We start from the raw sequence: 24,194 nt of genomic DNA, 5'->3' as shown, positions 1-24,194 counted from the left end.
CGCCGCTTCCTCTCGTCGATATAAACCGACAGCGTTAACCTTGTCACACATATGCTGAGAATGGAGAACGCTATGGCACTACCTGTTATTCTGGATTGCGATCCGGGTCATGATGACGCGATCGCTCTCGTCCTGGCCCTTGCCTCACCTGAACTGGAACTCAAAGCGGTAACCTCTTCTGCCGGAAACCAGACCCCGGACAAAACCCTGCGCAATGTCCTGAGAATGCTGACCCTGCTAAATCGCACCGATATTCCGGTTGCCGGAGGGGCGGTCAAACCCCTGATGCGCGACCTGATTATCGCCGATAATGTCCATGGCGAAAGCGGCCTTGATGGCCCCGCCCTGCCCGAACCGGGCTTTGCACCGCAGAATTGCACCGCCGTCGAGCTGATGGCTAAGGTGCTGCGCGAGAGCCCCGAGCCGGTCACCCTGGTCGCGACAGGTCCGCAAACTAACGTCGCACTGCTGTTAAACAGCCATCCGGAACTGCACGCAAAAATCGCCCGCATTGTCATCATGGGCGGGGCGATGTCGCTGGGTAACTGGACGCCTGCGGCTGAATTTAATATCTTTGTCGACCCTGAAGCGGCTGAAATTGTCTTCCAGTCCGGCATTCCGGTGGTGATGGCCGGTCTTGATGTGACGCACAAAGCGCAAATATTGGCAGAGGATATCGAACGTTTTCGCCGGATCGGCAACCCGGTAGCCACCACGGTAGCGGAGCTGCTCGACTTCTTTATGGAGTACCATAAAACCGAAAAATGGGGTTTCCAGGGTGCGCCCCTGCATGACCCCTGCACCATCGCCTGGCTGCTGAAACCAGACATTTTCACCACTGTTGAACGCTGGGTGGGGGTCGAAACGCAGGGGAAATATACCCAGGGGATGACGGTGGTCGATTATTATTTCCTGACCGGCAATACGCCAAATACGACTGTAATGACCGATATCGATCGTGAAGCCTTTGTTGAATTACTGGCGGAACGCTTAGGTTTTTATGCCTGAATGTGCAGCTGTCCGGTCCCCACAATGACGACACGGGGCCGGATAGCGCCTTCATCATGAAGACTTCATTAAAATGAGATATGACTTCATGTTCAAATGAGCAACACAATGTAGAACAGCGCGTTTTTTTGAGCTAACATCCCCCCCTTATTTAAAATCACCCTTCCTTAAAAATAATGATAAGAGTTATTTTTTCTAAAGAGACTTTTCATTTGTTCAATTTAGCCCTGTTGCGATAACGTTGCGCTCCTGCTGGCCCTACCGTTTTGAGAAGGATTCTCAAATATTTATTAAGCAGGCTCCACTCTTCACCCAATGAAACAAAATGGATATTGCTTCATGCTAAAAAATAAGAGCTTTATTGTCGGTTTTATTATTGCGCTTGCACTTTGCCATAATGCCGACGCCAGCACATCTAATCCCTCTACAAGCCAGTCAGAACAGGATCGCGCCCGCGAAGCCGCACTCACTCCCCAACCGCAAGAATATAAATCCTCACAGATTAATTCCTCCGGAAAAACATTAATATTCCCGAAAGAGAGGGACTGCAAATATATTAAAGAGATTTATATCGAATCAGAGGATAATAAACTCACACAAAAGCTGTTAGGGAAATTAATCCTTCAGGCCAAATCCCGCTGCCTGGGTATTGAGGGGATCCGCCTGCTGACCCGGAGCTTGCAAAACGAGCTGATTGTTAAAGGGTATATTACCTCCTTAATCGATGTGCCATCGCAGTCACTGGAAAGTGGAATTTTAAGGCTGAGCCTGACCTACGGTAAAATTGGGCATATCGCCTATGCAGAAGATGAAACGCAGAGCAAATCTTTTCTGTGGAACGCCTTACCCTTCTCTGAAAATGAGATCCTGCGTCTGCCCGATCTCGAACAAGGGATGGCTAACCTGAAACGTCTTCCGGGCGCTTCCGCCCATATGAAGTTACAACCAGGGCAGAAGCACGCTGAAACCGATGTACTTCTGACCCGCAAGCTCGATAAATCGTGGCAGGTGGGCGCCTGGCTGGATGATGCAGGCAGCCGATCGACCGGGCGCTATCAGGGCGGTGGTGCCCTTTATTTGTATGACCTGACATCGCTCAACGACATTATCTACGTATCCGCCGGAGGTGACGTTGAGTTCGATAACCATGACAAGGGCAGTAAGAACAGCAGCGTTTATTACTCTCTTCCTTTTGGCTACTGGAATATGAGCCTGTATGCTGCGCATAGCCAGTATCTTCAACAGTTCTACGGCCGCTGGTCTACGACCGATTACGAGAGCAAAAACCGCCATTACAGTGCAACACTTGGGCGCTTACTTTCGCACACCCGTACACAAAAGACGTCGCTGGACGTAAAAATTTTTAAAAGCACCTCACGGTATTACTTTGGTGGTGAGGAGCTTCGCGTAATGCGTAAACAAAATCCTGCCTGGGATATCTCGCTCCGCCATCAACACTATTTTGCGAAGGCTATCGTGGATGCTTCGGTTGGATTGCAGAACAGACTGCCCTGGCTAAGCTCCATGCCGACACCGGAAGAAAAAGCAGGACTTTATGATAATGCGTCCCGAATTATTCATGCCGATGTGCAGGCATACATGAAGTTTGCCGCAACAGGCGATAAATTCACATATGCTCCGCAAATACGTCTGCAATTGAGCCCAGACCAATTATCAAGCGATAACAGAATAAACATTGGCAGCCGCTGGTCAATTCGCGGTTTTGATGGCGAGCGCACATTATCCGGTAACCAGGGCTGGTATTGGCGCAATGATTTCATCTGGGATATCCCCTCACCCGGTAAGCAATTTTATACCGGCATCGATATAGGCAGACTTACCGGAAGCGAGCAATATCACCAGGGAAAAGTCCTTTCAGGTGCGGTGACGGGCCTGCGGGGGGAAATATTCTCTACGCAATATGATTTCTTTGTTGGGACACCACTCTATAAACCTGCGAATTTTCATTCGCAAGCACTCAACATGGGATTTTCACTGCAATGGAGGTATTAACTGAAACAATAAGCTGCATAAAGTTATTCATCATCACCTAATTTTATTATTTAAAGGATTAAATACAATGTTTAAGTTTAAGCTTTCTTATGTTGCACTCGCTGCGGCACTCAGTTCATCATACGTTTGTGCCGATCCGGCAACGTATAACCTTTCATCAGGAACAAAAGTCATCGATATTGAAGCCCCTAATGCAGCCGGGGTTTCACATAACCAATACAATCAATTTAACGTTGACAGCAACGGTTTGATTCTGAACAACAGCGCAAGCGACTTTACCCACAGCACACTGGGTGATATTGGGAAAAACAATAATCTGACCGGTGATAGCGCAACGGTCATCCTGAATGAAGTGATCTCCAAAAACAGAAGTACGCTGAATGGCTTTATTGAAGTCGGTGGTCAAAAAGCGGACGTTGTTATCGCTAACCCTAATGGTATCACCTGCTCAGGTTGTAGCTTTGTAAATACAAACCAAGCGATTTTGACTACCGGCAAGGTGAATATGGCCGAGACGGGTGCTATCGAAAACTATGCCGTCTCCTCAGGCATCATTAACATCGAAAAAGGCGGCCTGAACGCGCCCGATAGCTATGCGCTTCTGCTGGCGGATGTCATCAACCTGACTGGCAAGGTCAATGCAAACAGTGCCCAGCTCAGTGCGGGCAATTTCACGCTGGATAATACGACCGGAATAGTCACATCTGCCGGTAAGGGAACGAGCATCTTCAATAAATTGTCCCCTACCTACAGCATTGACATCAGCAGCCTGGGCGGCGTCACAGCAAACTCCATCACCATGGTAGGTAATAACCTCGGCTTTGGCGTGCGTAATAAAGGGGCGATTGTTGCAAACTACGGCCTTTCCATGTCCAGCAATGGTGAGCTAATCAATGAGGGTGCCATTACTAACAACGGTTTTCTGACCCAGATGGCTTCTGCAGGTGAAATGAAAAACACCGGCACGATTTCCAATGGCAGCTTAGCCATGATCACCAGCTATAACAACCTGTCTAACACCGGTACTATTAGCGGTGCTGGCCAGATGGCTGTTTCAGCTGCGGGAAATATCGTTAACAAAGGCACCATTAAAGCAGGTGAGCAGCTGTTGGTTTCTACTAACGGTAACCTTGAAAATACCGGGGCCGCTTATATTCAGTCTGGAGACCAACTGGCCATCTCTGCATTGGGCGATATTACTCAGAACTATGGCTTAATGGAGGGTAAAAATACTGCTATTACTTTCGGTGGCGACAATATGAAAGTCACCGGCTATATCTTTGGTACAGAAACCCTGCTGATTCAGTCCGCGAAAGACAAGAAGCTTTCCTCCGGTAATATCACTAACGGTGGCAGAATTTACGGTGGCGATATTTATGTCCAGACTAAAGGTACGCTGGCACAGGCTGCCGACAGTCAAATGATTGCTGACAACAGCCTGGTTGCTGTAAGCAGCCTGTTGAGTAATACCGGTTTTCTGGGGGGGTTGGGTGCAGACGTGATGGTCCAAAACCTTCAGACGGATAACTACGGCCATATCGATGGTGGGTCAGTTAACGTTGTTACCGCCGGTAACATTTATAACGAAGGCATGATCCGCTCCGGTAGTGATTTGGTTCTGAATACCCAGAATCAGGGCAATATCGTTAACCGCGGCCACATCATTGCGAAAGATACCATGACACTGACGGCTAAGCAGATTGAAAACGGCGGTTATGGTTGCGGCTTATTCAAGCTGGCAAAATGCGGTGTCGGTAATATTGTCGCGGATACCCTGAAGCTGAACACCGCTAACGGGGCCAACATAGGCGGTACTCAGAGCTACAAAAAAGCAGAAATTAATATCGTTAAATAAGACGGCGAGTGGTAACAATGTAATAAACACACTGTTATCTGCAAAAGCTGGCGCCCAGGCGCCAGCTTTTTACCACCTCAATTAGGGTTCAAACGGCCGACGCTGGAACTGATCGTGCCCACACTTAGGACACACCGGCAGCACATCCGGGGTATAGACCGCCAGATGAAAATGGCACTTCTCGCAAACCAGATTGCCCAGCCCTACCACCTCCCCACTATGATAGACCCCATGATGGTTGAGATCCTGGAACACCTCACGCCACTCCAGCTGCGTTTTGTCGGTGATATCCGCCAGCTCCTGCCACAAGCTCTCTTTGATCACTCGCATAAAGACGCTGTCGGCAACCTCGTCCTGACTCTCTTCATAGCTGCGGGCGAACTCTTCCAGATCGCGACGCACGGCACGGGTTACCTCTTCCACTTCGGTACGTGTTAACTCACCCGTTTGCATCACCCTCAGCCGCGCCTGCTCGACAAGCGCGTCAATATCACGCTCACCATTACGCAGACGCTCAGTCAATGTGGCGACCAGTTCACGGTAAAATTGAGCAACCTTGTTCATCATCTTGCCTCCCGGGTAAGTAAACCTCTCTAATGATAGACCTTATTTGCGCCCCGCTTTGTCAGGTCATCCACACTCTGCGTAAATTCCTGCAAGTCGCTTTTAGAGGTTAAGGCTGTTTTGACGCGGACGTTTGGGCTATGCTATGCGGATCTGAATTACCACATCCATTGGCTACGTTTGTAGCTGTATTGAACACAGGACCACTGGCTGCCATGCAAGAGCAATACCGCCCGGAAGAGATAGAATCTAAAGTCCAGCAACACTGGGACGAGAAGCGCACTTTTGAAGTCACCGAAGACGAGAGCAAAGAGAAGTATTACTGCCTGTCGATGCTTCCCTATCCTTCTGGCCGACTACACATGGGCCACGTGCGTAACTACACCATCGGTGATGTGATCGCCCGTTATCAGCGTATGCTGGGCAAAAACGTGCTGCAGCCTATCGGCTGGGATGCGTTTGGTCTGCCGGCTGAAGGCGCGGCGGTGAAAAACAACACTGCGCCTGCGCCATGGACCTACGACAACATCGCCTACATGAAAAACCAGCTCAAGATGCTGGGCTTTGGCTATGACTGGAGCCGCGAGCTGGCGACCTGCACCCCGGAATACTACCGTTGGGAACAGAAGTTCTTTACCGAGCTGTATAAAAAAGGGCTGGTGTACAAGAAAACCTCCGCCGTTAACTGGTGCCCGAACGACCAGACCGTTCTCGCGAACGAGCAGGTTATCGACGGCTGCTGCTGGCGCTGCGACACCAAGGTTGAGCGGAAAGAGATCCCGCAGTGGTTTATCAAAATCACCGCTTACGCCGACGAACTGCTGAACGATCTGGATAATCTGGACCACTGGCCAGAAACCGTGAAAACCATGCAGCGCAACTGGATCGGCCGTTCTGAAGGTGTTGAGATCACCTTCAACGTTGAGAACTACGATCGGACCCTGACCGTTTACACCACCCGTCCGGACACCTTCATGGGGGCGACCTATCTGGCCGTTGCCGCAGGTCACCCGCTGGCGCAAAAAGCGGCAGAGAACAATCCGGAACTGGCCACCTTCATCGATGAATGCCGCAACACTAAAGTGGCCGAAGCCGATATGGCAACGATGGAGAAAAAAGGCGTTGCCACCGGCTTCTACGCGAAGCACCCGCTGACGGGCGAAGCGATCCCTGTCTGGGTAGCCAACTTCGTTCTGATGGAATATGGCACGGGCGCAGTTATGGCCGTTCCAGGTCACGATCAGCGCGACTACGAATTTGCCAGCAAATACAACCTGGCGATCAAGCCGGTTATTCTGGCTGCGGATGGCTCTGAGCCAGACCTGTCCGAACAGGCAATGACTGAAAAAGGTACCCTGTTTAACTCCGGTGAATTTAGCGGCCTGAGCTTTGAAGAGGGCTTCAACGCCATTGCCGACAAACTGGCGGCCCTGGGCGTGGGCGAACGCAAAGTCAACTTCCGTCTGCGCGACTGGGGTGTCTCCCGTCAGCGTTACTGGGGCGCACCAATCCCGATGGTTACCCTTGAAGACGGTACCGTCATGCCAACGCCAGAAGATCAGCTCCCGGTGATCCTGCCGGAAGACGTGGTCATGGATGGTATCACCAGCCCGATCAAAGCCGATCCAGAGTGGGCGAAGACCACGGTTAACGGCATGCCTGCGCTGCGTGAAACCGACACCTTCGATACCTTTATGGAGTCCTCCTGGTACTATGCGCGCTACACCTGCCCGCAGCATCAGGAAGGCATGCTGGATTCCAAAGCCGCTAACTACTGGCTGCCGGTCGATATTTACATTGGCGGAATCGAACACGCCATCATGCACCTGCTCTACTTCCGCTTCTTCCACAAGCTGATGCGCGATGCAGGCCTGGTCAATTCTGACGAGCCAGCCAAACAGCTGCTGTGCCAGGGCATGGTGCTGGCGGACGCCTTCTACTACGTGGGCGCGAACGGCGAACGTAACTGGGTCTCTCCGAAAGAGGCTATCGTTGAGCGCGACGAGAAAGGCCGTATCGTTAAGGCGAAAGATGCCGCAGGCCACGAACTGGTTTACACCGGCATGAGCAAGATGTCGAAGTCCAAGAACAACGGCATCGACCCTCAGGAAATGGTCGAGCGTTATGGCGCCGACACCGTGCGTCTGTTCATGATGTTTGCCTCTCCGGCTGATATGACCCTTGAATGGCAGGAGTCTGGCGTTGAAGGGGCTAACCGCTTCCTGAAACGTGTCTGGAAGCTGGTTTACGAGCACACCTCGCAGGGTGAGGCTCCGGCGCTGGATATCGCTGCGCTGACCGAAGACCAGCAGGCGCTGCGCCGCGATGTTCATAAAACTATTGCCAAAGTGACCGATGATATTGGTCGCCGTCAGACCTTCAATACCGCAATTGCGGCTATTATGGAACTGATGAACAAGCTGGCGAAAGCCCCGCAGGACGGCGAGCAGGATCGTGCCATCATGCGTGAAGCGCTGCTGGCAGTTGTACGTATGCTGAACCCGTTTACCCCTCACGCCAGCTTCATCCTGTGGCAGGAGCTGAACGGCGAAGGCGATATCGACAATGCGCCGTGGCCAGTGGCTGATGAAGCCGCGATGGTAGAAAACACCACGCTGGTAGTCGTGCAGGTAAACGGTAAAGTCCGCGGTAAAATCACTGTTCCGGTTGATGCGACCGAAGAGCAGGTCCGCGAGCGTGCCGGCCAGGAGCATCTGGTAGCGAAGTATCTTGAGGGCGTTACCGTACGTAAAGTGATCTACGTACCTGGTAAACTGCTGAACCTGGTCGTTGGCTAAGCGCGGGAGGAAGCGTGCGACAACTGGCAACATTACTGTTATCACTGGCGGTGTTGGTCACCGCCGGATGTGGCTGGCACCTGCGCAACACTACACAGGTGCCGGAACAGATGAAAACGATGATTTTCGATTCGGGCGATCCAAATGGTCCGCTTAGCCGTGCCATTCGTAATCAGCTGCGTCTCAACGGCGTTGATCTGATCGAAAAAGGTACTCTGCGCCAGGATATCCCGTCGTTCCGCGTCTTAAGCTCTACCCTGAGCCAGGACACCGCCTCCATCTTCCAGGATGGTCGTACTGCGGAATACCAGATGGTGATGGAAGTGCACGCGGCGGTTCTGATCCCGGGTAGCGATATTTACCCAATCAGTACCAAGGTCTATCGTTCGTTCTTCGATAACCCGCAGACAGCCCTTGCGAAAGACGCTGAGCAGACCATTATCATTAACGAAATGTACGACAAGGCAGCGGAACAGCTTATTCGTAAGCTGCCAAGCGTCCATTCCGCTGAAAAAGAGAATGCCCAGGACGCTACACCTGCGGCATCCTCATCTCGCGTCTCCACGACGCTGGGTCAGTAATGCTCAGGTTGTACCCTGAACAACTCCGCGCGCAGCTCAATGAAGGGCTGCGCGCGGCGTATCTGCTGCTCGGAAACGATCCGCTGCTGCTTCAGGAAAGCCAGGACGCCGTACGTCAGTTTGCGGCCACCCAGGGCTTTGATGAGCACCACAGTTTCACCCTGGATAACAGCACTGACTGGCAGGAGATTTTCTCACTCTGTCAGGCGATGAGCCTGTTTGCCGCCCGGCAAACGCTGCTTATCCAGCTCCCGGAAAACGGCCCTAACGCGGCTATCAACGAACAACTCGCCACGCTGGTGAGCCTGCTGCACAGCGATCTGCTGCTGATTGTTCGCGGCAACAAATTGACTAAGGCCCAGGAAAATGCCGCCTGGTTTACGGCAGTGGCAAACCATTCGGTGCTGGTGAGCTGCCAGACTCCGGAACAGGCCCATCTGCCTAAATGGGTGGCGGCCCGGGCAAAGCAGCTGAATCTGCAGCTCGATGACGCCGCGAACCAGCTGCTTTGTTACTGTTATGAAGGTAATTTGCTGGCTCTTGCCCAGGCGCTGGAACGTCTTTCGCTGCTCTGGCCGGATGGCAAACTGACCTTACCGCGCGTTGAGCAGGCGGTAAACGACGCGGCGCACTTCACCCCTTTCCACTGGGTCGATGCCCTGCTCTCCGCGAAGAGCAAGCGCGCACTGCATATCCTGCAGCAGCTGCGTCTTGAAGGCAGCGAACCGGTTATTCTGCTGCGTACCCTGCAGCGCGAACTGCTGCTGCTGGTCACACTGAAGCGTCAGTCAGCGCACACGCCCCTGCGCGCGCTGTTTGATAAACACCGGGTCTGGCAGAACCGCCGTGGCATGACCACCGAAGCGTTGAACCGTCTGAGCCCGGAACAGCTGCGCCAGGCCGTTCAGCTTCTGACACGTACCGAGCTGACCCTGAAGCAGGATTATGGTCAGTCGATCTGGTCTGAGCTGGAAAGCCTCTCCCTGCTGCTGTGCCACAAGGCGCTGGCCGATATTTTTATTGAGGGTTGAGATGCATTCTCTACAGGCACTCTATGGCGGTACCTTTGACCCGGTCCACTACGGGCATCTGAAACCGGTCGAGATCCTCGCCAACCAGATCGGCCTGCAGCGCGTCACTATTATGCCCAACAACGTACCGCCGCATCGCCCGCAGCCGGAAGCGACTCCCGCCCAGCGCAAAGCGATGCTTGAACTTGCGATCGCCGATAAGCCGCTGTTTGTTCTTGATGAACGTGAGCTGCGCCGGGACAGCCCGTCGTATACGGCGCAGACGCTAGAGGCGTGGCGCAGCGAACAAGGGCCGGAGAAACCGCTGGCGTTTATTATCGGTCAGGACTCGCTGCTCAATTTCCCCACCTGGTATCAGTACCAGACGATCCTCGATAACAGCCACTTAATCGTCTGCCGCCGTCCGGGTTATCCCCTGATGATGAAAGAGGAGCAGCACCAGCTATGGCTGGAGCAGCATCGGACGTATCAGGTTGAGGATCTGCACACCCGGCCTGCCGGCAAAATTTACCTCGCGGAAACCCCCTGGTTTGATATCTCAGCCACGCTTATCCGCCAGCGTCTTCAGCAGGGTCTCCCCTGTGATGAGATGTTACCGGTCCCGGTGTTACGTTACATTCAGCAGCAGGGCCTGTATCAGAAAAGCAGCAACTGACTGGCGTGCGGGAGAAAAAGCGCGCCATTCGCGCTCTCGCCATTGACACCCCCGTCCAGGCTGATATCCTCCGCTGCCAGACTTCCCGCCAGCACGGTTTTACAAAAACTGTTTTACAAAAATGGCGATGCAATCTCCGGCAGAGGGTGGGATGATACCCGCCTTCACATGCCCGTCCGGTGACATTTGTCCCGACACTGCAGCCAGTTCAGGTATACTGTCTGGCTACGAATTTATAGTTGTTCAATCTCACTCTCCCAGGGGGAAAACTTGCAGGGTAAAGCACTCCAGGATTTTGTTATCGACAAAATTGACGATCTGAAAGGTCAGGACATCATTGCCATCGACGTTCAGGGCAAATCAAGCATCACCGATTGCATGATTATCTGCACCGGCACGTCCACTCGCCATGTTGCATCTATCGCTGACCATGTGGTTCAGGCGTCTCGCGCTGCCGGCATGCTGCCGCTCGGCGTTGAAGGCGAAGCCACCGCTGACTGGGTTGTCGTTGACCTTGGCGATGTGATTGTCCACGTCATGCAGGAAGAGAGCCGTCGCCTGTATGAGCTGGAAAAACTCTGGGGTTAATGCGTGAAGCTGCAACTGGTAGCCGTCGGTACAAAAATGCCCGACTGGGTACAAACGGGGTTCACTGAATATCTGCGTCGTTTTCCAAAAGACATGCCGTTTGAGCTGGTGGAGATCCCCGCTGGCAAACGCGGCAAAAACGCGGATATTAAACGTATTCTCGATAAAGAGGGTGAACTGATGCTGGCTGCCGCAGGCAAAAACCGCATCGTCACTCTCGATATTCCAGGTAAACCCTGGGATACGCCGCAACTGGCGCACGAGCTGGAGCGCTGGAAGCAGGACGGTCGCGACGTCAGCCTGTTAATTGGCGGTCCGGAGGGATTATCCCCCGCCTGCAAAGCGGCAGCAGAACAAAGTTGGTCTCTCTCCGCGTTGACGCTTCCCCACCCGCTGGTCCGGGTCCTGGTTGCTGAAAGCCTCTATCGCGCGTGGAGCATCACGACCAACCATCCTTATCACCGTGAGTAACGATCAAGTCCTGGATAAATTAAGCAGCGGATGAAACTACAGAATTCTTTTCGCGACTATACGGCTGAGTCCGCGCTGTTTGTGCGCCGGGCGCTGGTCGCCTTTTTGGGGATTTTGCTGCTGACTGGCGTACTGATCGCCAACCTCTATAATCTGCAGATTGTCCGTTTTACCGATTACCAGACCCGCTCCAACGAAAACCGCATTAAACTCGTCCCCATCGCCCCCAGTCGCGGCATTATCTATGACCGCAACGGCACGCCGCTGGCGCTGAACCGCACGATCTACCAGATTGAAATGATGCCTGAGAAGGTCGATAACGTGCAGCAGACCCTGGAAGCATTGCGCAGCGTGGTGGATCTGAACGATGACGATATCGCTGCTTTCAAAAAAGAGCGCTCGCGCTCGCATCGCTTTACGTCGATCCCGGTAAAAACCAACCTCACCGAAGTGCAGGTTGCCCGTTTTGCCGTGAATCAGTACCGCTTTCCCGGCGTGGAAGTTAAAGGCTACAAGCGCCGCTTCTACCCGTACGGTTCCGCGCTGACGCACGTCATCGGCTATGTCTCGAAAATCAACGATAAAGACGTCGACAGGCTGGATAAAGACGGCAAACTCGCCAACTATGCGGCAACGCATGATATCGGTAAGCTGGGTATTGAGCGCTATTACGAAGAGGTTCTTCACGGTCAGACCGGCTATGAAGAAGTTGAAGTCAACAACCGGGGACGCGTGATCCGCCAGCTGAAAGAGATGCCGCCGCAGGCCGGGCATGACATCTACCTGACGCTGGATCTCCAGCTTCAACAGTATATCGAAACCCTGCTGGCAGGCAGCCGTGCGGCGGTCATTGTTACCGACCCGCGCACCGGCAGCATTCTTTCGCTGGTGTCGACTCCAAGTTATGACCCGAACCTGTTCGTCGATGGTATCTCCAGCAAAGACTACTCTGGCCTGCTCAACGACCCGAATACGCCGCTGGTCAACCGTGCGACTCAGGGTGTTTATCCGCCTGCGTCAACGGTGAAACCTTATGTGGCGGTCTCTGCCCTGAGCGCAGGGGTAATTACCCGCAATACCAGCCTGTTCGACCCCGGCTGGTGGCAGCTGCCGGGCTCTGAAAAGCGCTACCGCGACTGGAAAAAGTGGGGGCACGGTCACCTGAACGTGACCAAATCGCTGGAAGAGTCGGCGGATACCTTCTTCTACCAGGTCGCCTACGACATGGGTATCGATCGTCTTTCCGAATGGATGGGTAAATTTGGCTATGGCCATTACACCGGCATCGACCTGTCAGAAGAACGCTCCGGCAATATGCCAACCCGTGAATGGAAGATGAAACGCTTTAAAAAACCCTGGTATCAGGGTGACACCATTCCGGTGGGGATCGGCCAGGGTTACTGGACCGCGACGCCGATTCAGATGAACAAAGCGCTGATGATCCTCATCAACGATGGGGTGGTGAAAGTGCCACACCTGTTGATGAGCACCGTAGAAGACGGCAAGAAAGTGCCGTGGTCGCAGCCGCATGAGCCGCCGGTGGGGGATATCCACTCCGGCTACTGGGAAATTGCTAAAGACGGCATGTACGGCGTTGCCAACCGCGCGAACGGTACGGCGCACAAGTACTTTGCCGGGGCACCCTATAAAATCGCGGCAAAATCCGGTACCGCGCAGGTCTTCGGCCTGAAGGCGAACGAAACCTATAACGCACACAAAATTGCTGAACGTCTGCGTGACCACAAGCTGATGATTGCGTTTGCTCCTTATGATAACCCGCAGGTTGCGGTGTCGATTATTCTGGAAAACGGCGGTGCCGGCCCGGCGGTCGGCACCATTATGCGCCAGATCCTTGACCACATTATGCTGGGTGACAACAACACTGACCTGCCGAGCGAGAGCCCGGCTGCCGCTGGCGCGGAGGACCAATAATCGTGACGGATAATCCGAATAAAAAATCGCTGTGGGACAAGATCCACATCGACCCGGCCATGCTGCTGATTCTGCTGGCGCTGCTGGTTTACAGCGCCCTGGTTATCTGGAGCGCCAGTGGCCAGGATCTCGGGATGACCGAACGTAAGATCGGCCAGATTACTATGGGCCTGGTGATCATGGTGGTGATGGCGCAGATACCGCCGCGCGTCTACGAAGGCTGGGCGCCCTATCTCTACATTTTCTGTATTATTTTGCTGGTGGCGGTCGATGCCTTCGGGGCCATCTCGAAAGGCGCGCAGCGCTGGCTCGACCTGGGGATCGTACGTTTTCAGCCCTCAGAGATCGCGAAAATCGCCGTGCCGTTAATGGTGGCACGCTTCATCAACCGCGATGTCTGTCCGCCGTCGTTGAAAAATACGGCGATTGCGCTGGTGCTGATCTTCCTGCCTACCCTGCTGGTTGCGGCCCAGCCGGACCTCGGCACCTCGATTCTCATCGCCCTTTCCGGTCTGTTTGTCCTGTTCCTCTCAGGGCTGAGCTGGCGGCTTATCGGGATTGCGGTGGTGCTGGTCGCGGCCTTTATCCCGATTCTGTGGTTCTTCCTGATGCACGATTATCAGCGGCAGCGCGTAATGATGTTGCTCGATCCGGAGAGCGACCCGCTCGGAGCAGGCTATCATATTATACAGTCGAAGATTGCGATCGGCTCTGGCGGTCTGCGCGGTAAGGGCTGGCTGCACGGCACCCAGTCGCAGCTCGAGTTCCTGCCGGAACGCCACACCGACTTTATCTTCGCGGTACTGGCGGAAGAGCTAGGCCTGGTCGGCATTTTGATTCTGCTGGCGCTGTATCTGCTGTTAATCATGCGTGGCCTATGGATCGCCGCCCGCGCGCAAACCACCTTTGGCCGCGTCATGGCCGGTGGCTTGATGTTGATTTTATTCGTTTATGTTTTCGTAAATATTGGTATGGTGAGCGGTATTCTGCCGGTGGTAGGCGTACCGCTTCCTCTGGTGAGTTACGGAGGCTCGGCCCTGATTGTATTGATGGCCGGGTTCGGGATCGTCATGTCGATCCATACACACAGAAAAATGTTGTCAAAAAGCGTATAAGGGGCACGCAATGCGTAAGCAGTGGTCTGGGATCTGCATCGCAGTGAGTTTACTGGCAGCCTGTACAAGTGACGATGGTCAGCAGCAAGCGACCGTCGCACCGCCGCAGCCGGCAGTATGTAATGGACCGGTGGTTGAGATCAGCGGAGCCGATCCGCGTTTTGAACCGCTGAGCGCAACCGCGAATCAGGATTACGAACGCGACGGTAAAAGCTATAAAATCGTTCAGGATCTGTCCCGATTCAGTCAGGCAGGCCTGGCAGCGATTTATGATGCCGAGCCGGGAAGCAACCTCACCGCATCCGGTGAAGCGTTCGATCCGATGCAGCTCACGGCTGCGCACCCGACTCTGCCAATCCCGAGCTATGCGCGTATTACCAACCTGGCGAATGGCCGGATGATAGTGGTGCGTATCAACGACCGCGGCCCTTACGGCAACGACCGCGTAATTTCACTGTCACGTGCCGCGGCCGATCGTCTGAACACCTCAAACAACACCAAAGTGCGGATCGACCCGATTATTGTCGCCCAGGACGGTACGCTGTCCGGCCCGGGAATGGCCTGTACGACTGTTGCAAAACAGACTTATGCCCTGCCCGCCCGTCCCGATCTGAGCGGCGGTATGGGTAGCGCATCGTCCGCTTCCGAACCGATGCCTGCACAGGGTGACGTCCATCCCATCAGCAACGACACGCTGAAAAGCGAAGACAGCATGGGCGCGCCGGTGAACAGCAGCGGTTTCCTCGGCGCACCGACGACCCTCGCCTCTGGCGTACTGGAAGGCAGTGAACCGCCAGCGCCACAGCCGGTTGTTACTGCCCCGGTGAACCAGACGGCGCCGGTCACCGCCCCTGTCTCTGCCCCGACGCAGGCTCCGGTTGCGGCCCCTGTTTCCGCACCTGCACAGGCTGGTGGCTACGTCGTTCAGGTTGGCGCAGTGAGCGACCAGACGCGTGCTCAGCAGTATCAACAGCGTCTCGGCCAGCAGTTTGGCGTTCCGGGTCGCGTTGAGCAAAATGGCGCGGTCTGGCGTATTCAGCTGGGCCCGTTCGCCAGCAAATCTGAGGCCGCTGCGTTGCAGCAGCGCCTGCAGAATGAAGCGCAGTTACAGTCGTTTATCGCTGTTGCGAAATGATTAATCAGCGGTATCCGAATTGTCAGTATTTGTAAGTCTGATTCACACTCTCATGCTGAAAGTCGGATGCCTGCCTGTATAGCATTTGCTATAGTAAGGCACTTTTTTAATTCCATCACGGATGTCGTTGTTCTGACCATGAAGACCACTTTCTCCGCTCGTTTTATGCAGCGCATGGCGCTCACTACGGCGCTTTGCGCAGCCACGCTCTCTGTTGCTCACGCCGATGACCTGAATATCAAGACCATGATCCCGGGCGTTCCGCAGATCGACGCGGAATCCTATATCCTGATCGACTATAACTCCGGCAAAGTCCTGGCAGAACAGAACGCTGATGCACGACGCGATCCGGCCAGCCTGACCAAAATGATGACCAGCTATGTCATCGGCCAGGCGATGAAAGCGGGTAAATTCAAAGAGACTGACCTCGTCACCATCGGTAACGATGCGTGGGCCACCGGCAATCCGGTATTCAAGGGCTCATCCCTGATGTTCCTGAAACCGGGTATGCAGGTTCCTGTTTCTCAGCTGATCCGCGGTATCAACCTGCAGTCCGGTAACGATGCCTGTGTGGCAATGGCCGACTTTGCCGCCGGTAGCCAGGACGCCTTCGTTGGCCTGATGAACAGCTACGTGAGCGCGCTGGGTCTGAAAAACAGCCACTTCCAGACGGTTCACGGCCTGGATGCCGAGGGTCAGTACAGCTCTGCGCGCGATATGGCGCTGATTGGTCAGGCGCTGATCCGTGACGTTCCGAACGAATACACCATCTACAAAGAGAAAGAGTTCACCTTTAACGGCATCCGTCAGACCAACCGCAACGGCCTGCTGTGGGATAACAGCCTGAACGTTGACGGCATCAAAACTGGCCACACCGATAAAGCCGGTTACAACCTGGTCGCCTCGGCGACAGAAGGCCAGATGCGTCTGATCTCTGCCGTAATGGGCGGTCGTACCTTCAAAGGTCGTGAAGCCGAGAGCAAGAAACTGCTGACCTGGGGCTTCCGCTTCTTTGAAACCGTGAACCCGCTGAAAGCAGGTAAAGAGTTCGCCTCTGAACCGGTCTGGTTCGGTAATAACGACCGTGCCTCACTGGGCGTGGATAAAGATCTCTACCTGACCATTCCTCGTGGACGCATGAAGGATCTCAAGGCCAGCTATGTGTTGACCTCCAGCGAGCTGCACGCCCCGCTGAAGAAAAACCAGGTGGTCGGCACCATTAACTTCCAGCTCGATGGTAAAACCATCGATCAGCGCCCGCTCGTGGTGCTGGACGAAATCCCTGAAGGCAATTTCTTCGGCAAAATCATTGATTACATTAAACTGATGTTCCATCACTGGTTTGGTTAAGAATTGAACACTTGAAAGTGTGATTTCTGTCCCCATATACTATGTAACCTGATAACTCCCACCTGATGTGGGAGTTATTATTTTTTTGACGCACTGCCGGAGCTCCCATGAAAACCAAACTTAATGAACTGCTTGAATTCCCTACTCCTTTTACTTACAAAGTAATGGGACAGGCGTTGCCTGAGCTGGTTGATCAGGTGGTTGAGGTGGTACAGCGCCATGCGCCAGGTGACTACTCTCCGACGGTGAAACCAAGCAGCAAAGGTAACTACCATTCCGTCTCTATCACCATTAATGCGACGCATATTGAGCAAGTCGAGACCCTGTACGAAGAGCTCGGCAATATCGATATCGTACGTATGGTGCTGTAACGTTTTAGGGTTACCCGCATCGCCGGGTAACCTCTTTCCCCTCTGTGATATACTCCCCGCTACAGTTTTTTCCTTCGTTCGGAGAGATCGTTTTGTATCAGGACACCATTCTCGTTCGCCAGCTTGGGCTTCAGCCCTATGAGCCTGTCTCCCAGGCCATGCATGAATTTACCGACACACGCGACGAGAACACACCGGATGAGATCTGGCTGGTAGAGCACCCCCCTGTATTTACCCAGGGCCAGGCGGGCAAAGCTGAGCATCTGTTAATGCCTGGCGATATACCCGTTATCCAGAGCGATCGTGGCGGGCAGATCACCTATCACGGGCCGGGGCAACAGGTGATGTATGTCCTGCTCAACCTGAAGCGCAGGAAGCTCGGCGTGCGTGAACTGGTGACGCTGCTTGAACAGACGGTGGTCAATACGCTGGCTGAATTTGATATTGATGCGCACCCGCGTGCGGACGCCCCGGGCGTTTATGTCGGCGAAATGAAAATATGTTCACTCGGTCTGCGAATCCGTAAAGGGTGTTCTTTTCACGGTCTGGCGTTGAATATCAATATGGATCTTTCGCCTTTCCAGCGCATCAATCCTTGCGGTTACGCCGGCATGGAAATGGCACAAATGCGCCAGTGGGTAGCGAATATTACCCCTGAAATCGCACGGCCATATCTGGTTAACTCTTTTTTAGCGCTGCTAAACAATCCACCGCATAAATATATTCCTGCTTAATCAGGTTTCACATTTGGCTCATTTATTTGATGAGCCATTCTTATTTCATCGCATTTACCCTTTACATTAATTCCCAGATTCTATATTTTCAAAACATCCGCAACATGGCTGCGAATACAGGCTTTCCTGCTTTTAGCGCCGACAGGGTCAACCGGCCGGTGCAATTACGCGTGCGCAAAAATCATGCAACCCAATGAGTTAACACAAAATTATTAACGCCCTGAAACTGTTTACGCATAACAATAAGCACATTATTTAATTTCAACTATTATTCATATTGTGAATACATTCGGAGGGACAGCGTGGATAATAATAATCTTCCAGAAAAGCGCTTAAGCGATCCTGGCAGTGATGCAAAGCCACAAATTTTTCGGACTTTACGTAATATAGATCTTAACTTATTGACGATTTTTGAGGCCGTATATGTGCATAAAGGGATCGTTAACGCTGCGAAAATTCTGAATCTCACTCCCTCAGCAATTAGTCAGTCTATCCAGAAATTACGAACCATCTTTCCCGACCCGCTGTTCATCCGTAAAGGCCAGGGGGTTACCCCTACCGCCTACGCCACGCATTTGCACGAATACATCAGCCAGGGGCTGGAATCTATCCTCGGCGCGCTGGATTTAACCGGCAGCTACGACAAACAACGAATCATCACCATTGGCACTACGCCAGCCGTGGGCGCGCTGGTGATGCCGGTGATCTACCAGGCCGTGAAGACGCATGCGCCGCAGCTGATGCTGCGTAATATCTCGGTTAACGACCCCGAGGCGCAGCTTGGCCAGTTTCAGACCGACCTGATTGTGGACAGCAACACCCTGAATGCCCGGGCGTTAAGCCGCAACATGCTGTTTGCGGATAAGCTACTGCTGGTCTGCCGCCAGGGCCATCCGGCGCTGCAGGAGGCTATCACGGTTGAGAACCTGCAGCGCTACGAGCAAACGCTGTTGCTGATGGAGGGGCAAAACCTCAACGGGCTGCGACAGCGCGTCCAGGATATTTTCCCGGAACGTCTGGTGAATTTCAGCAGTTACAATATTTTTACCATTGCCGCCCTGGTTGGCAGCAGCGATCTGCTGGGTATCATCCCGGAACGCCTGTTTAATATGGTGCGCCACTGCTGGCCGGTGGAACAGATCCCCTTTGCCCCGCTCAATGCCGAGTCCGTTGAAATCTCGCTGTATTACAACAAGCTGAGCCTGCGCGATCCGGTGCTGGAAAATCTGATTAACGTTATCCGCCAGGCCTTTTAATGGGGAGCAGCCTGCGCAGAACCACGCTTGATCTCTCAAAAGGCACTAAACAACAACTATTTTACAATTTGGCGACCGGGCAGGCTGCTTTATCGTCCGTATCAATGATATACTGCCTGTCGTTCGTTCAAAAATAGTTGATAAATACAACATTCCCTTGAATTGAAACGCTTTCCTTCGATTTTCGCAACTGGAAGACGCACGCTATGAGTAAACCCATTGTGATGGAACGCGGTGTTAAATACCGCGATGCCGATAAAATGGCCCTAATCCCGGTTAAAAACGTGGCTACGGAGCGCGAAGCGCTGTTAAGAAAACCGGCCTGGATGAAAATCAAACTTCCGGCGGACTCTTCGCGTATTCAGGGAATCAAAGCGGCGATGCGCAAAAACGGCCTTCACTCCGTTTGTGAAGAGGCCTCTTGCCCGAACCTGGCCGAATGTTTCAACCACGGCACCGCGACCTTCATGATCCTCGGCGCTATCTGTACCCGCCGTTGCCCGTTCTGTGACGTTGCACATGGCCGTCCTGTCGCCCCGGACGCGAATGAACCGCAGAAACTGGCCCAGACTATCGCCGACATGGCATTACGCTATGTGGTTATCACCTCTGTCGACCGCGACGATCTGCGCGACGGCGGTGCTCAGCACTTTGCTGACTGTATCACTGCCATCCGTGAAAAGAGCCCGTCCATTAAGATCGAGACGCTGGTTCCTGACTTCCGTGGCCGTATGGACCGTGCGCTGGAGATCCTCAATGCCAACCCGCCAGACGTGTTCAACCACAACCTTGAAAACGTGCCGCGCCTCTATCGTCAGGTGCGTCCGGGTGCAGATTACAACTGGTCGCTGAAGCTGCTGGAACGCTTTAAAGAAGCCCATCCGGATATCCCGACAAAATCAGGTCTGATGGTTGGTCTCGGTGAAACGAATGAAGAGATTGTTGAAGTGATGCGTGACCTGCGTCGCCATGGCGTCACCATGCTGACCCTGGGCCAGTATCTGCAGCCAAGCCGCCATCACCTGCCGGTGCAGCGCTACGTGAGTCCTGAAGAGTTTGATGAAATGAAAGCCGAAGCGATGGCGATGGGCTTTACCCATGCAGCCTGCGGTCCGTTCGTGCGTTCGTCTTACCACGCCGATATGCAGGCGAAAGGCGAAGAAGTGAAGTAAACCCGTCACAAACGTTTACAGTTCACCCATAAAAAAACCGGCTTACAGGCCGGTTTTTTTCTTTCAAAAGCCACAGGGCATTTGCCGTTACTCTTTGTGAGAGAGTTTCTCGGCAGCGATATCCGCGTCGGCCGTTTTTTGCACCGTTGCGTCATCGTCATTCATCGCCTTTTTGAAGCCTTTGATGGCAGCACCCAGGTCTCCGCCCAGCGTACGTAATTTCTTGGTACCAAACAGCAGGACAACCAGTGCGGCTACCACCAGCAGTTTGGTAATACTAATTTCACCCATAGATACCTTCTTGACGTAAACAGGCTGCATTTCGCGCCTTAAAAACCCGACCTTATTAACGGTCATTTGACGCCCGCACACAATAGCAATCTGTAACAAGGTGAATCAAGCGTTGTTTAAAAAAGTCACAATAATTGCGGCGGCGCGAAGCGTCGGTTGCGCAAAACCGGCAATTGCTGACGCGCCTGGGTAATACGCTCCCGGCTAATCTCGGCCAGCAGCAGCGCAGGCCCCTCAGCCGCCGCCGCTATCGTCACGCCCAGGGGATCGATAATGCGGCTCTGGCCGATATTCTTATTGCCGCACTCCCCCGCCGCTATCACATAGCAGGTGGTGTCCAGCGCCCGGGCAGCCAGCAACGTTGACCAGTGGTGCTCCTTCAGAGGCCCTCTGACCCAGGCCGCAGGCAGAACCAGCACTTCTGCCCCCGCCAGCGCCAGATTCAGTGCCATCTCCGGGAAGCGCAGATCGTAGCAGGTCATCAGCCCAAGATGGATGCCCTCGATTTCAATCAGCGGCGGTACAACCGAGCCTGCATCAACCAGCCTGGACTCCTGAATACTGAACGCATCATACAGATGAAGCTTGGCGTACTGCTCAACGATCCTGCCGCCGCGCAGTGCGACAAGGGTGTTAACCGCTCTGCCGGCAGTGGAAGGGACATGGACGGTCAGAACCGTGGTCAGGGTGTTACGTGCGCTCTCGGCCAGCAGCAGCGTCAGAAAGCCGCCGTCGAGCCGCTGGGCTGACTTCACGGAGAGGTCGGGATCGTTATCGTCACGCGCCAGCAGCGCTTCGGGCAGCACCAGCAGCGATGCTCCCTGCTCTGCCGCCTGAGCCATCTGTGAAACGCAGGTTCCGGCATTTTTTTGCCAGTCCGCTGTTACTGCAAATTGTCCGACCGCTACGTACATATTTTCCCCCTGCATTAAACGGCGTTACACTCATAGCCCTTAAACATCAAACAGCAGGTATTGTTCGTGTTTCAACTACTTTTAGCCGTTTTTATCGGTGGGGGCACAGGAAGCGTGGCGCGCTGGCTCTTAAGCATGCGTTTTAATCCGCTCCATCAGCAGATCCCGTTCGGCACCCTGACAGCCAATCTTCTTGGCGCATTTATCATTGGCCTGGGACTGGCGTGGTTCAACAGAATGACCCACATAGACCCGGTCTGGAAAGTGTTGATAACCACCGGATTCTGCGGCGGGCTGACGACATTCTCCACCTTTTCAGCCGAAGTGGTGTTTCTGTTGCAGGATGGCCGGGCAGCCTGGGCGCTGCTGAATATTGCCGTTAACCTGTTGGGGTCGCTAATGATGACCGCGCTCGCATTCTGGTTAATTTCTGCGGTTAATGCGCATTAAAGATGCGGACCTTAATGTTGGCTTAATTTTTCTCAGGCACCCTGTCACCACATACACTGAGGGGTGTCGCAATGAAAGAGAAAATTACAAACGCGGGGATGGTCATGCTGAGCGTGGCGATCGTCGCCTGCTTTCTGAGACTGTACTTGTTCAGCTAGCTCAGAACGAAAAAAACCCGCTCAATGAGCGGGTTTTGAAATTCTTGCTGTCTCGTCTGAATTACAGAGCGATTACGTTAGCAGCAGAAGGGCCTTTGGCACCGTTAGTGATTTCAAACTCAACGCGCTGACCTTCAGCCAGGGTTTTGAAACCATTGCTCTGGATTGCAGAGAAGTGTACGAACACGTCTTTGCTGCCATCTTCCGGAGTAATGAAACCGAATCCTTTGGACTCATTAAACCACTTAACGTTACCTTTAATCTTAGACATCAAAATTACCTTTACATGAAAATTGGACACAAATGCTGTGTCGGGTATCAGTACAACAATTGTGAGCGGTTTTGTCCAGCGCCTTTTTGAAGAAAAGTGACAAAAGTCGCGTTAATTTTTACGTCCCCATTTTTATCCTTTACGATTCAACAACTGGCTATTAAATCACCAGAACGTAAAGTTTTTTCAGTTAAAACTGGAAGCGCATCCAGGCGAAGTAAACGTTGCCCGTGTTGTAGGTGCCGGGGATGTAAGTCATCTGGAAAGTTGCAGGGCCGTACCCCACCGAAGCCAGGGGGAGGAGCACCGGAATGGGGATATAGTTCCAGTTGTTGCGTGCCGTCACGCCTGAGGTGTAGCCGAGCCCCAGATGGAATTGATCATTTGCCAGCGGACGCCAGGTTTTTTCCCAGCCGTAACCCGCCACAGGCTCCCACTTATTGAAGGAGTCCTTAAACGCCATCAGGTAGAGACCATGCCAGTTCCCTTTTTCATCCCAGCGCGACTGTCCGAATCCGGCTCCCCAGGGATGCTCATTGTGGCGATCGGTCTTCTCTTTGTCGTAAGCAAAACGCGCGTGCCAGGTAATAGCAGGCACGTACAGATCGTAATGCTGCGGCTGTTGCCAGGTTTGTTTCACATTACGGGTGTACGAATTCAACCAATTGTCAGAGGAGGGGACGTCTTTTGCTGTTGCTATTGTTGAAAAAGTCAACTCAGCCATAATAACAAAAATAATTAAAACAAATTTATTAACAACGCTCACGATATTATTACCTACATCCTGTACGGCACATATTTGCGCACAGAATATGTCGGATGGGATTCGTGAGGTATTGGCTTTTACTTTATTAATGATTTAAATAACACAAAAATAGTCTAATAATAGATTGAACCTTAAATGAATGAATCCACAATTAAGGAAGGCTAATAGTATTCCGATAATACCTCCGGCAGCATGACGGGGCGCTCCCCCCGCCACCGCAGCGCTGCCTCACGCATAACAGCGCAATGCCAGGCTCCTTCATGAGCAGCCAAACCGCTATCGTCTTCTCGCGTAGGGTACTTCTGCTCTGCCAAGGAAAACCACAGCAGATAATATTTTTCAATCTTACTTTAACTCTTGTTAAAACCCTACAATCACAATTCAAATATAATAAATACGCGAAACAAAAAAATTATTCCCCGGTGACAGAGAGTACGCTAAACACCAGACGTTAAAATTTATTACAACGCGTCTTTTAAAAAGCGCAGACAAAAACCTTAACTTGTTCAAAATTCGTACCGCCCTCGTGATTTTGCGTACCAGCAGGCCCACTCTGCGAAGGTAAGGGGCGCAGTATGAGTAAATTCGTAACAATATCTCCTTTAGTAGTAGATTTATTGATTTTAGTCAGCGAGCCTGGACCATTATTTCGGCACATTTTGTCACCTTATTTTCATTGCTTATTGATCCTTTCGCTCTGGGGCGTCGGGAGACA

The 24,194-nt window shown here is 53.0% G+C and carries 23 protein-coding genes; 18 read left to right on the top strand and 5 right to left on the bottom strand.

The features are described from left to right. Positions 1–72: 72 nt before the first annotated feature. The 3 genes from rihA to NB069_RS05840 all read left to right on the top strand — a co-directional run bounded on the left by rihA (position 73) and on the right by NB069_RS05840 (position 4,876). Positions 73–1,008 carry a pyrimidine-specific ribonucleoside hydrolase RihA gene (gene rihA, locus NB069_RS05850; RefSeq protein WP_250588473.1) on the top strand — a complete coding sequence of 312 codons (936 nt, stop codon included), beginning with the start codon at positions 73–75 and terminating at the stop codon, positions 1,006–1,008. Between the two features lie 339 nt (positions 1,009–1,347). Beyond that, positions 1,348–3,021 carry a ShlB/FhaC/HecB family hemolysin secretion/activation protein gene (locus NB069_RS05845; RefSeq protein WP_350223405.1) on the top strand — a complete coding sequence of 558 codons (1,674 nt, stop codon included), beginning with the start codon at positions 1,348–1,350 and terminating at the stop codon, positions 3,019–3,021. A 67-nt stretch (positions 3,022–3,088) separates the two neighbouring features. Further along, positions 3,089–4,876 carry a filamentous hemagglutinin N-terminal domain-containing protein gene (locus NB069_RS05840; protein WP_250588471.1) on the top strand — a complete coding sequence of 596 codons (1,788 nt, stop codon included), beginning with the start codon at positions 3,089–3,091 and terminating at the stop codon, positions 4,874–4,876. 81 nt (positions 4,877–4,957) lie between these two features. Here NB069_RS05840 and NB069_RS05835 read toward each other — a convergent pair whose 3' ends face one another. After that, positions 4,958–5,440 carry a zinc ribbon-containing protein gene (locus NB069_RS05835; RefSeq protein WP_250589459.1) on the bottom strand — a complete coding sequence of 161 codons (483 nt, stop codon included), beginning with the start codon at positions 5,438–5,440 and terminating at the stop codon, positions 4,958–4,960. Between the two features lie 215 nt (positions 5,441–5,655). On the opposite strand from NB069_RS05835, the gene leuS reads away from it, so the two are divergent. From leuS to lipA, 14 genes are all read left to right on the top strand, one after another. Beyond that, positions 5,656–8,238, top strand: a complete 2,583-nt coding sequence (gene leuS, locus NB069_RS05830; RefSeq protein ID WP_250588469.1) for a leucine--tRNA ligase — start codon at positions 5,656–5,658, stop codon at positions 8,236–8,238. 14 nt (positions 8,239–8,252) lie between these two features. Then, positions 8,253–8,819: an LPS assembly lipoprotein LptE gene (lptE, locus tag NB069_RS05825; protein ID WP_250588467.1), complete on the top strand. Its 567-nt coding sequence runs from the start codon at positions 8,253–8,255 to the stop codon at positions 8,817–8,819. Continuing rightward, the gene (gene holA / locus NB069_RS05820) at positions 8,819–9,850 is read left to right on the top strand and encodes a DNA polymerase III subunit delta (RefSeq protein WP_250588466.1); all 1,032 of its coding nucleotides are present in this window, start codon (positions 8,819–8,821) and stop codon (positions 9,848–9,850) included. Before lptE ends, holA begins: the two co-directional genes overlap by 1 nt. A 1-nt stretch (position 9,851) precedes the next feature. Next, positions 9,852–10,505 carry a nicotinate-nucleotide adenylyltransferase gene (gene nadD / locus NB069_RS05815; RefSeq protein ID WP_250588458.1) on the top strand — a complete coding sequence of 218 codons (654 nt, stop codon included), beginning with the start codon at positions 9,852–9,854 and terminating at the stop codon, positions 10,503–10,505. 270 nt (positions 10,506–10,775) lie between these two features. Continuing rightward, positions 10,776–11,093, top strand: coding sequence for a ribosome silencing factor (rsfS, locus tag NB069_RS05810; protein ID WP_040076579.1), 318 nt, complete (start codon positions 10,776–10,778; stop codon positions 11,091–11,093). A 3-nt stretch (positions 11,094–11,096) separates the two neighbouring features. Further along, on the top strand, positions 11,097–11,564 hold the full coding sequence (gene rlmH / locus NB069_RS05805; protein ID WP_003858701.1) for a 23S rRNA (pseudouridine(1915)-N(3))-methyltransferase RlmH: 468 nt from the start codon (positions 11,097–11,099) through the stop codon (positions 11,562–11,564). Positions 11,565–11,594: 30 nt separating this feature from the next. Then, positions 11,595–13,496: a peptidoglycan DD-transpeptidase MrdA gene (gene mrdA, locus NB069_RS05800; protein ID WP_250588456.1), complete on the top strand. Its 1,902-nt coding sequence runs from the start codon at positions 11,595–11,597 to the stop codon at positions 13,494–13,496. 2 nt (positions 13,497–13,498) lie between these two features. Continuing rightward, complete coding sequence (mrdB, locus tag NB069_RS05795) at positions 13,499–14,611, top strand: peptidoglycan glycosyltransferase MrdB (RefSeq protein WP_039031364.1); 1,113 nt, start codon at positions 13,499–13,501, stop codon at positions 14,609–14,611. A gap of 10 nt (positions 14,612–14,621) precedes the next feature. Beyond that, positions 14,622–15,746 carry an endolytic peptidoglycan transglycosylase RlpA gene (gene rlpA, locus NB069_RS05790; protein ID WP_250588454.1) on the top strand — a complete coding sequence of 375 codons (1,125 nt, stop codon included), beginning with the start codon at positions 14,622–14,624 and terminating at the stop codon, positions 15,744–15,746. A 138-nt stretch (positions 15,747–15,884) separates the two neighbouring features. Next, positions 15,885–17,096, top strand: coding sequence for a D-alanyl-D-alanine carboxypeptidase DacA (gene dacA / locus NB069_RS05785; protein WP_250588452.1), 1,212 nt, complete (start codon positions 15,885–15,887; stop codon positions 17,094–17,096). 107 nt (positions 17,097–17,203) lie between these two features. Further along, positions 17,204–17,467: a DUF493 family protein YbeD gene (gene ybeD / locus NB069_RS05780; protein ID WP_000850547.1), complete on the top strand. Its 264-nt coding sequence runs from the start codon at positions 17,204–17,206 to the stop codon at positions 17,465–17,467. Positions 17,468–17,559: 92 nt separating this feature from the next. Next, positions 17,560–18,201: a lipoyl(octanoyl) transferase LipB gene (gene lipB / locus NB069_RS05775; protein ID WP_250588451.1), complete on the top strand. Its 642-nt coding sequence runs from the start codon at positions 17,560–17,562 to the stop codon at positions 18,199–18,201. Between the two features lie 302 nt (positions 18,202–18,503). Next, a complete protein-coding gene (locus tag NB069_RS05770; RefSeq protein WP_250588449.1) occupies positions 18,504–19,457 on the top strand; it encodes a YbeF family transcriptional regulator in 954 nt (317 codons plus the stop codon). A 206-nt stretch (positions 19,458–19,663) separates the two neighbouring features. Beyond that, positions 19,664–20,629 carry a lipoyl synthase gene (gene lipA / locus NB069_RS05765; protein WP_103178660.1) on the top strand — a complete coding sequence of 322 codons (966 nt, stop codon included), beginning with the start codon at positions 19,664–19,666 and terminating at the stop codon, positions 20,627–20,629. 87 nt (positions 20,630–20,716) lie between these two features. Here the strand turns inward: lipA and tatE are convergent, their stop codons facing one another. Both tatE and NB069_RS05755 read right to left on the bottom strand, forming a co-directional pair. Next, positions 20,717–20,920 carry a twin-arginine translocase subunit TatE gene (gene tatE / locus NB069_RS05760; RefSeq protein WP_250588447.1) on the bottom strand — a complete coding sequence of 68 codons (204 nt, stop codon included), beginning with the start codon at positions 20,918–20,920 and terminating at the stop codon, positions 20,717–20,719. Between the two features lie 125 nt (positions 20,921–21,045). After that, positions 21,046–21,834, bottom strand: coding sequence for a deaminated glutathione amidase (locus NB069_RS05755; protein ID WP_250588445.1), 789 nt, complete (start codon positions 21,832–21,834; stop codon positions 21,046–21,048). 66 nt (positions 21,835–21,900) lie between these two features. Between NB069_RS05755 and crcB the strand changes: the two genes are divergently transcribed. Then, a complete protein-coding gene (gene crcB, locus NB069_RS05750; RefSeq protein WP_039031372.1) occupies positions 21,901–22,284 on the top strand; it encodes a fluoride efflux transporter CrcB in 384 nt (127 codons plus the stop codon). A 219-nt stretch (positions 22,285–22,503) separates the two neighbouring features. Here crcB and cspE read toward each other — a convergent pair whose 3' ends face one another. After that, a complete protein-coding gene (gene cspE / locus NB069_RS05745; RefSeq protein WP_002439184.1) occupies positions 22,504–22,713 on the bottom strand; it encodes a transcription antiterminator/RNA stability regulator CspE in 210 nt (69 codons plus the stop codon). Between the two features lie 190 nt (positions 22,714–22,903). Further along, positions 22,904–23,479, bottom strand: coding sequence for a lipid IV(A) palmitoyltransferase PagP (gene pagP, locus NB069_RS05740; protein ID WP_434543606.1), 576 nt, complete (start codon positions 23,477–23,479; stop codon positions 22,904–22,906). Positions 23,480–24,194: the final 715 nt, after the last annotated feature.

The sequence above is a fragment of the Leclercia adecarboxylata genome (genome assembly GCF_023639785.1).
Lineage (GTDB): Bacteria > Pseudomonadota > Gammaproteobacteria > Enterobacterales > Enterobacteriaceae > Enterobacter > Enterobacter adecarboxylatus_D.
This window is presented reverse-complemented; position numbering and strand designations above follow the sequence as displayed.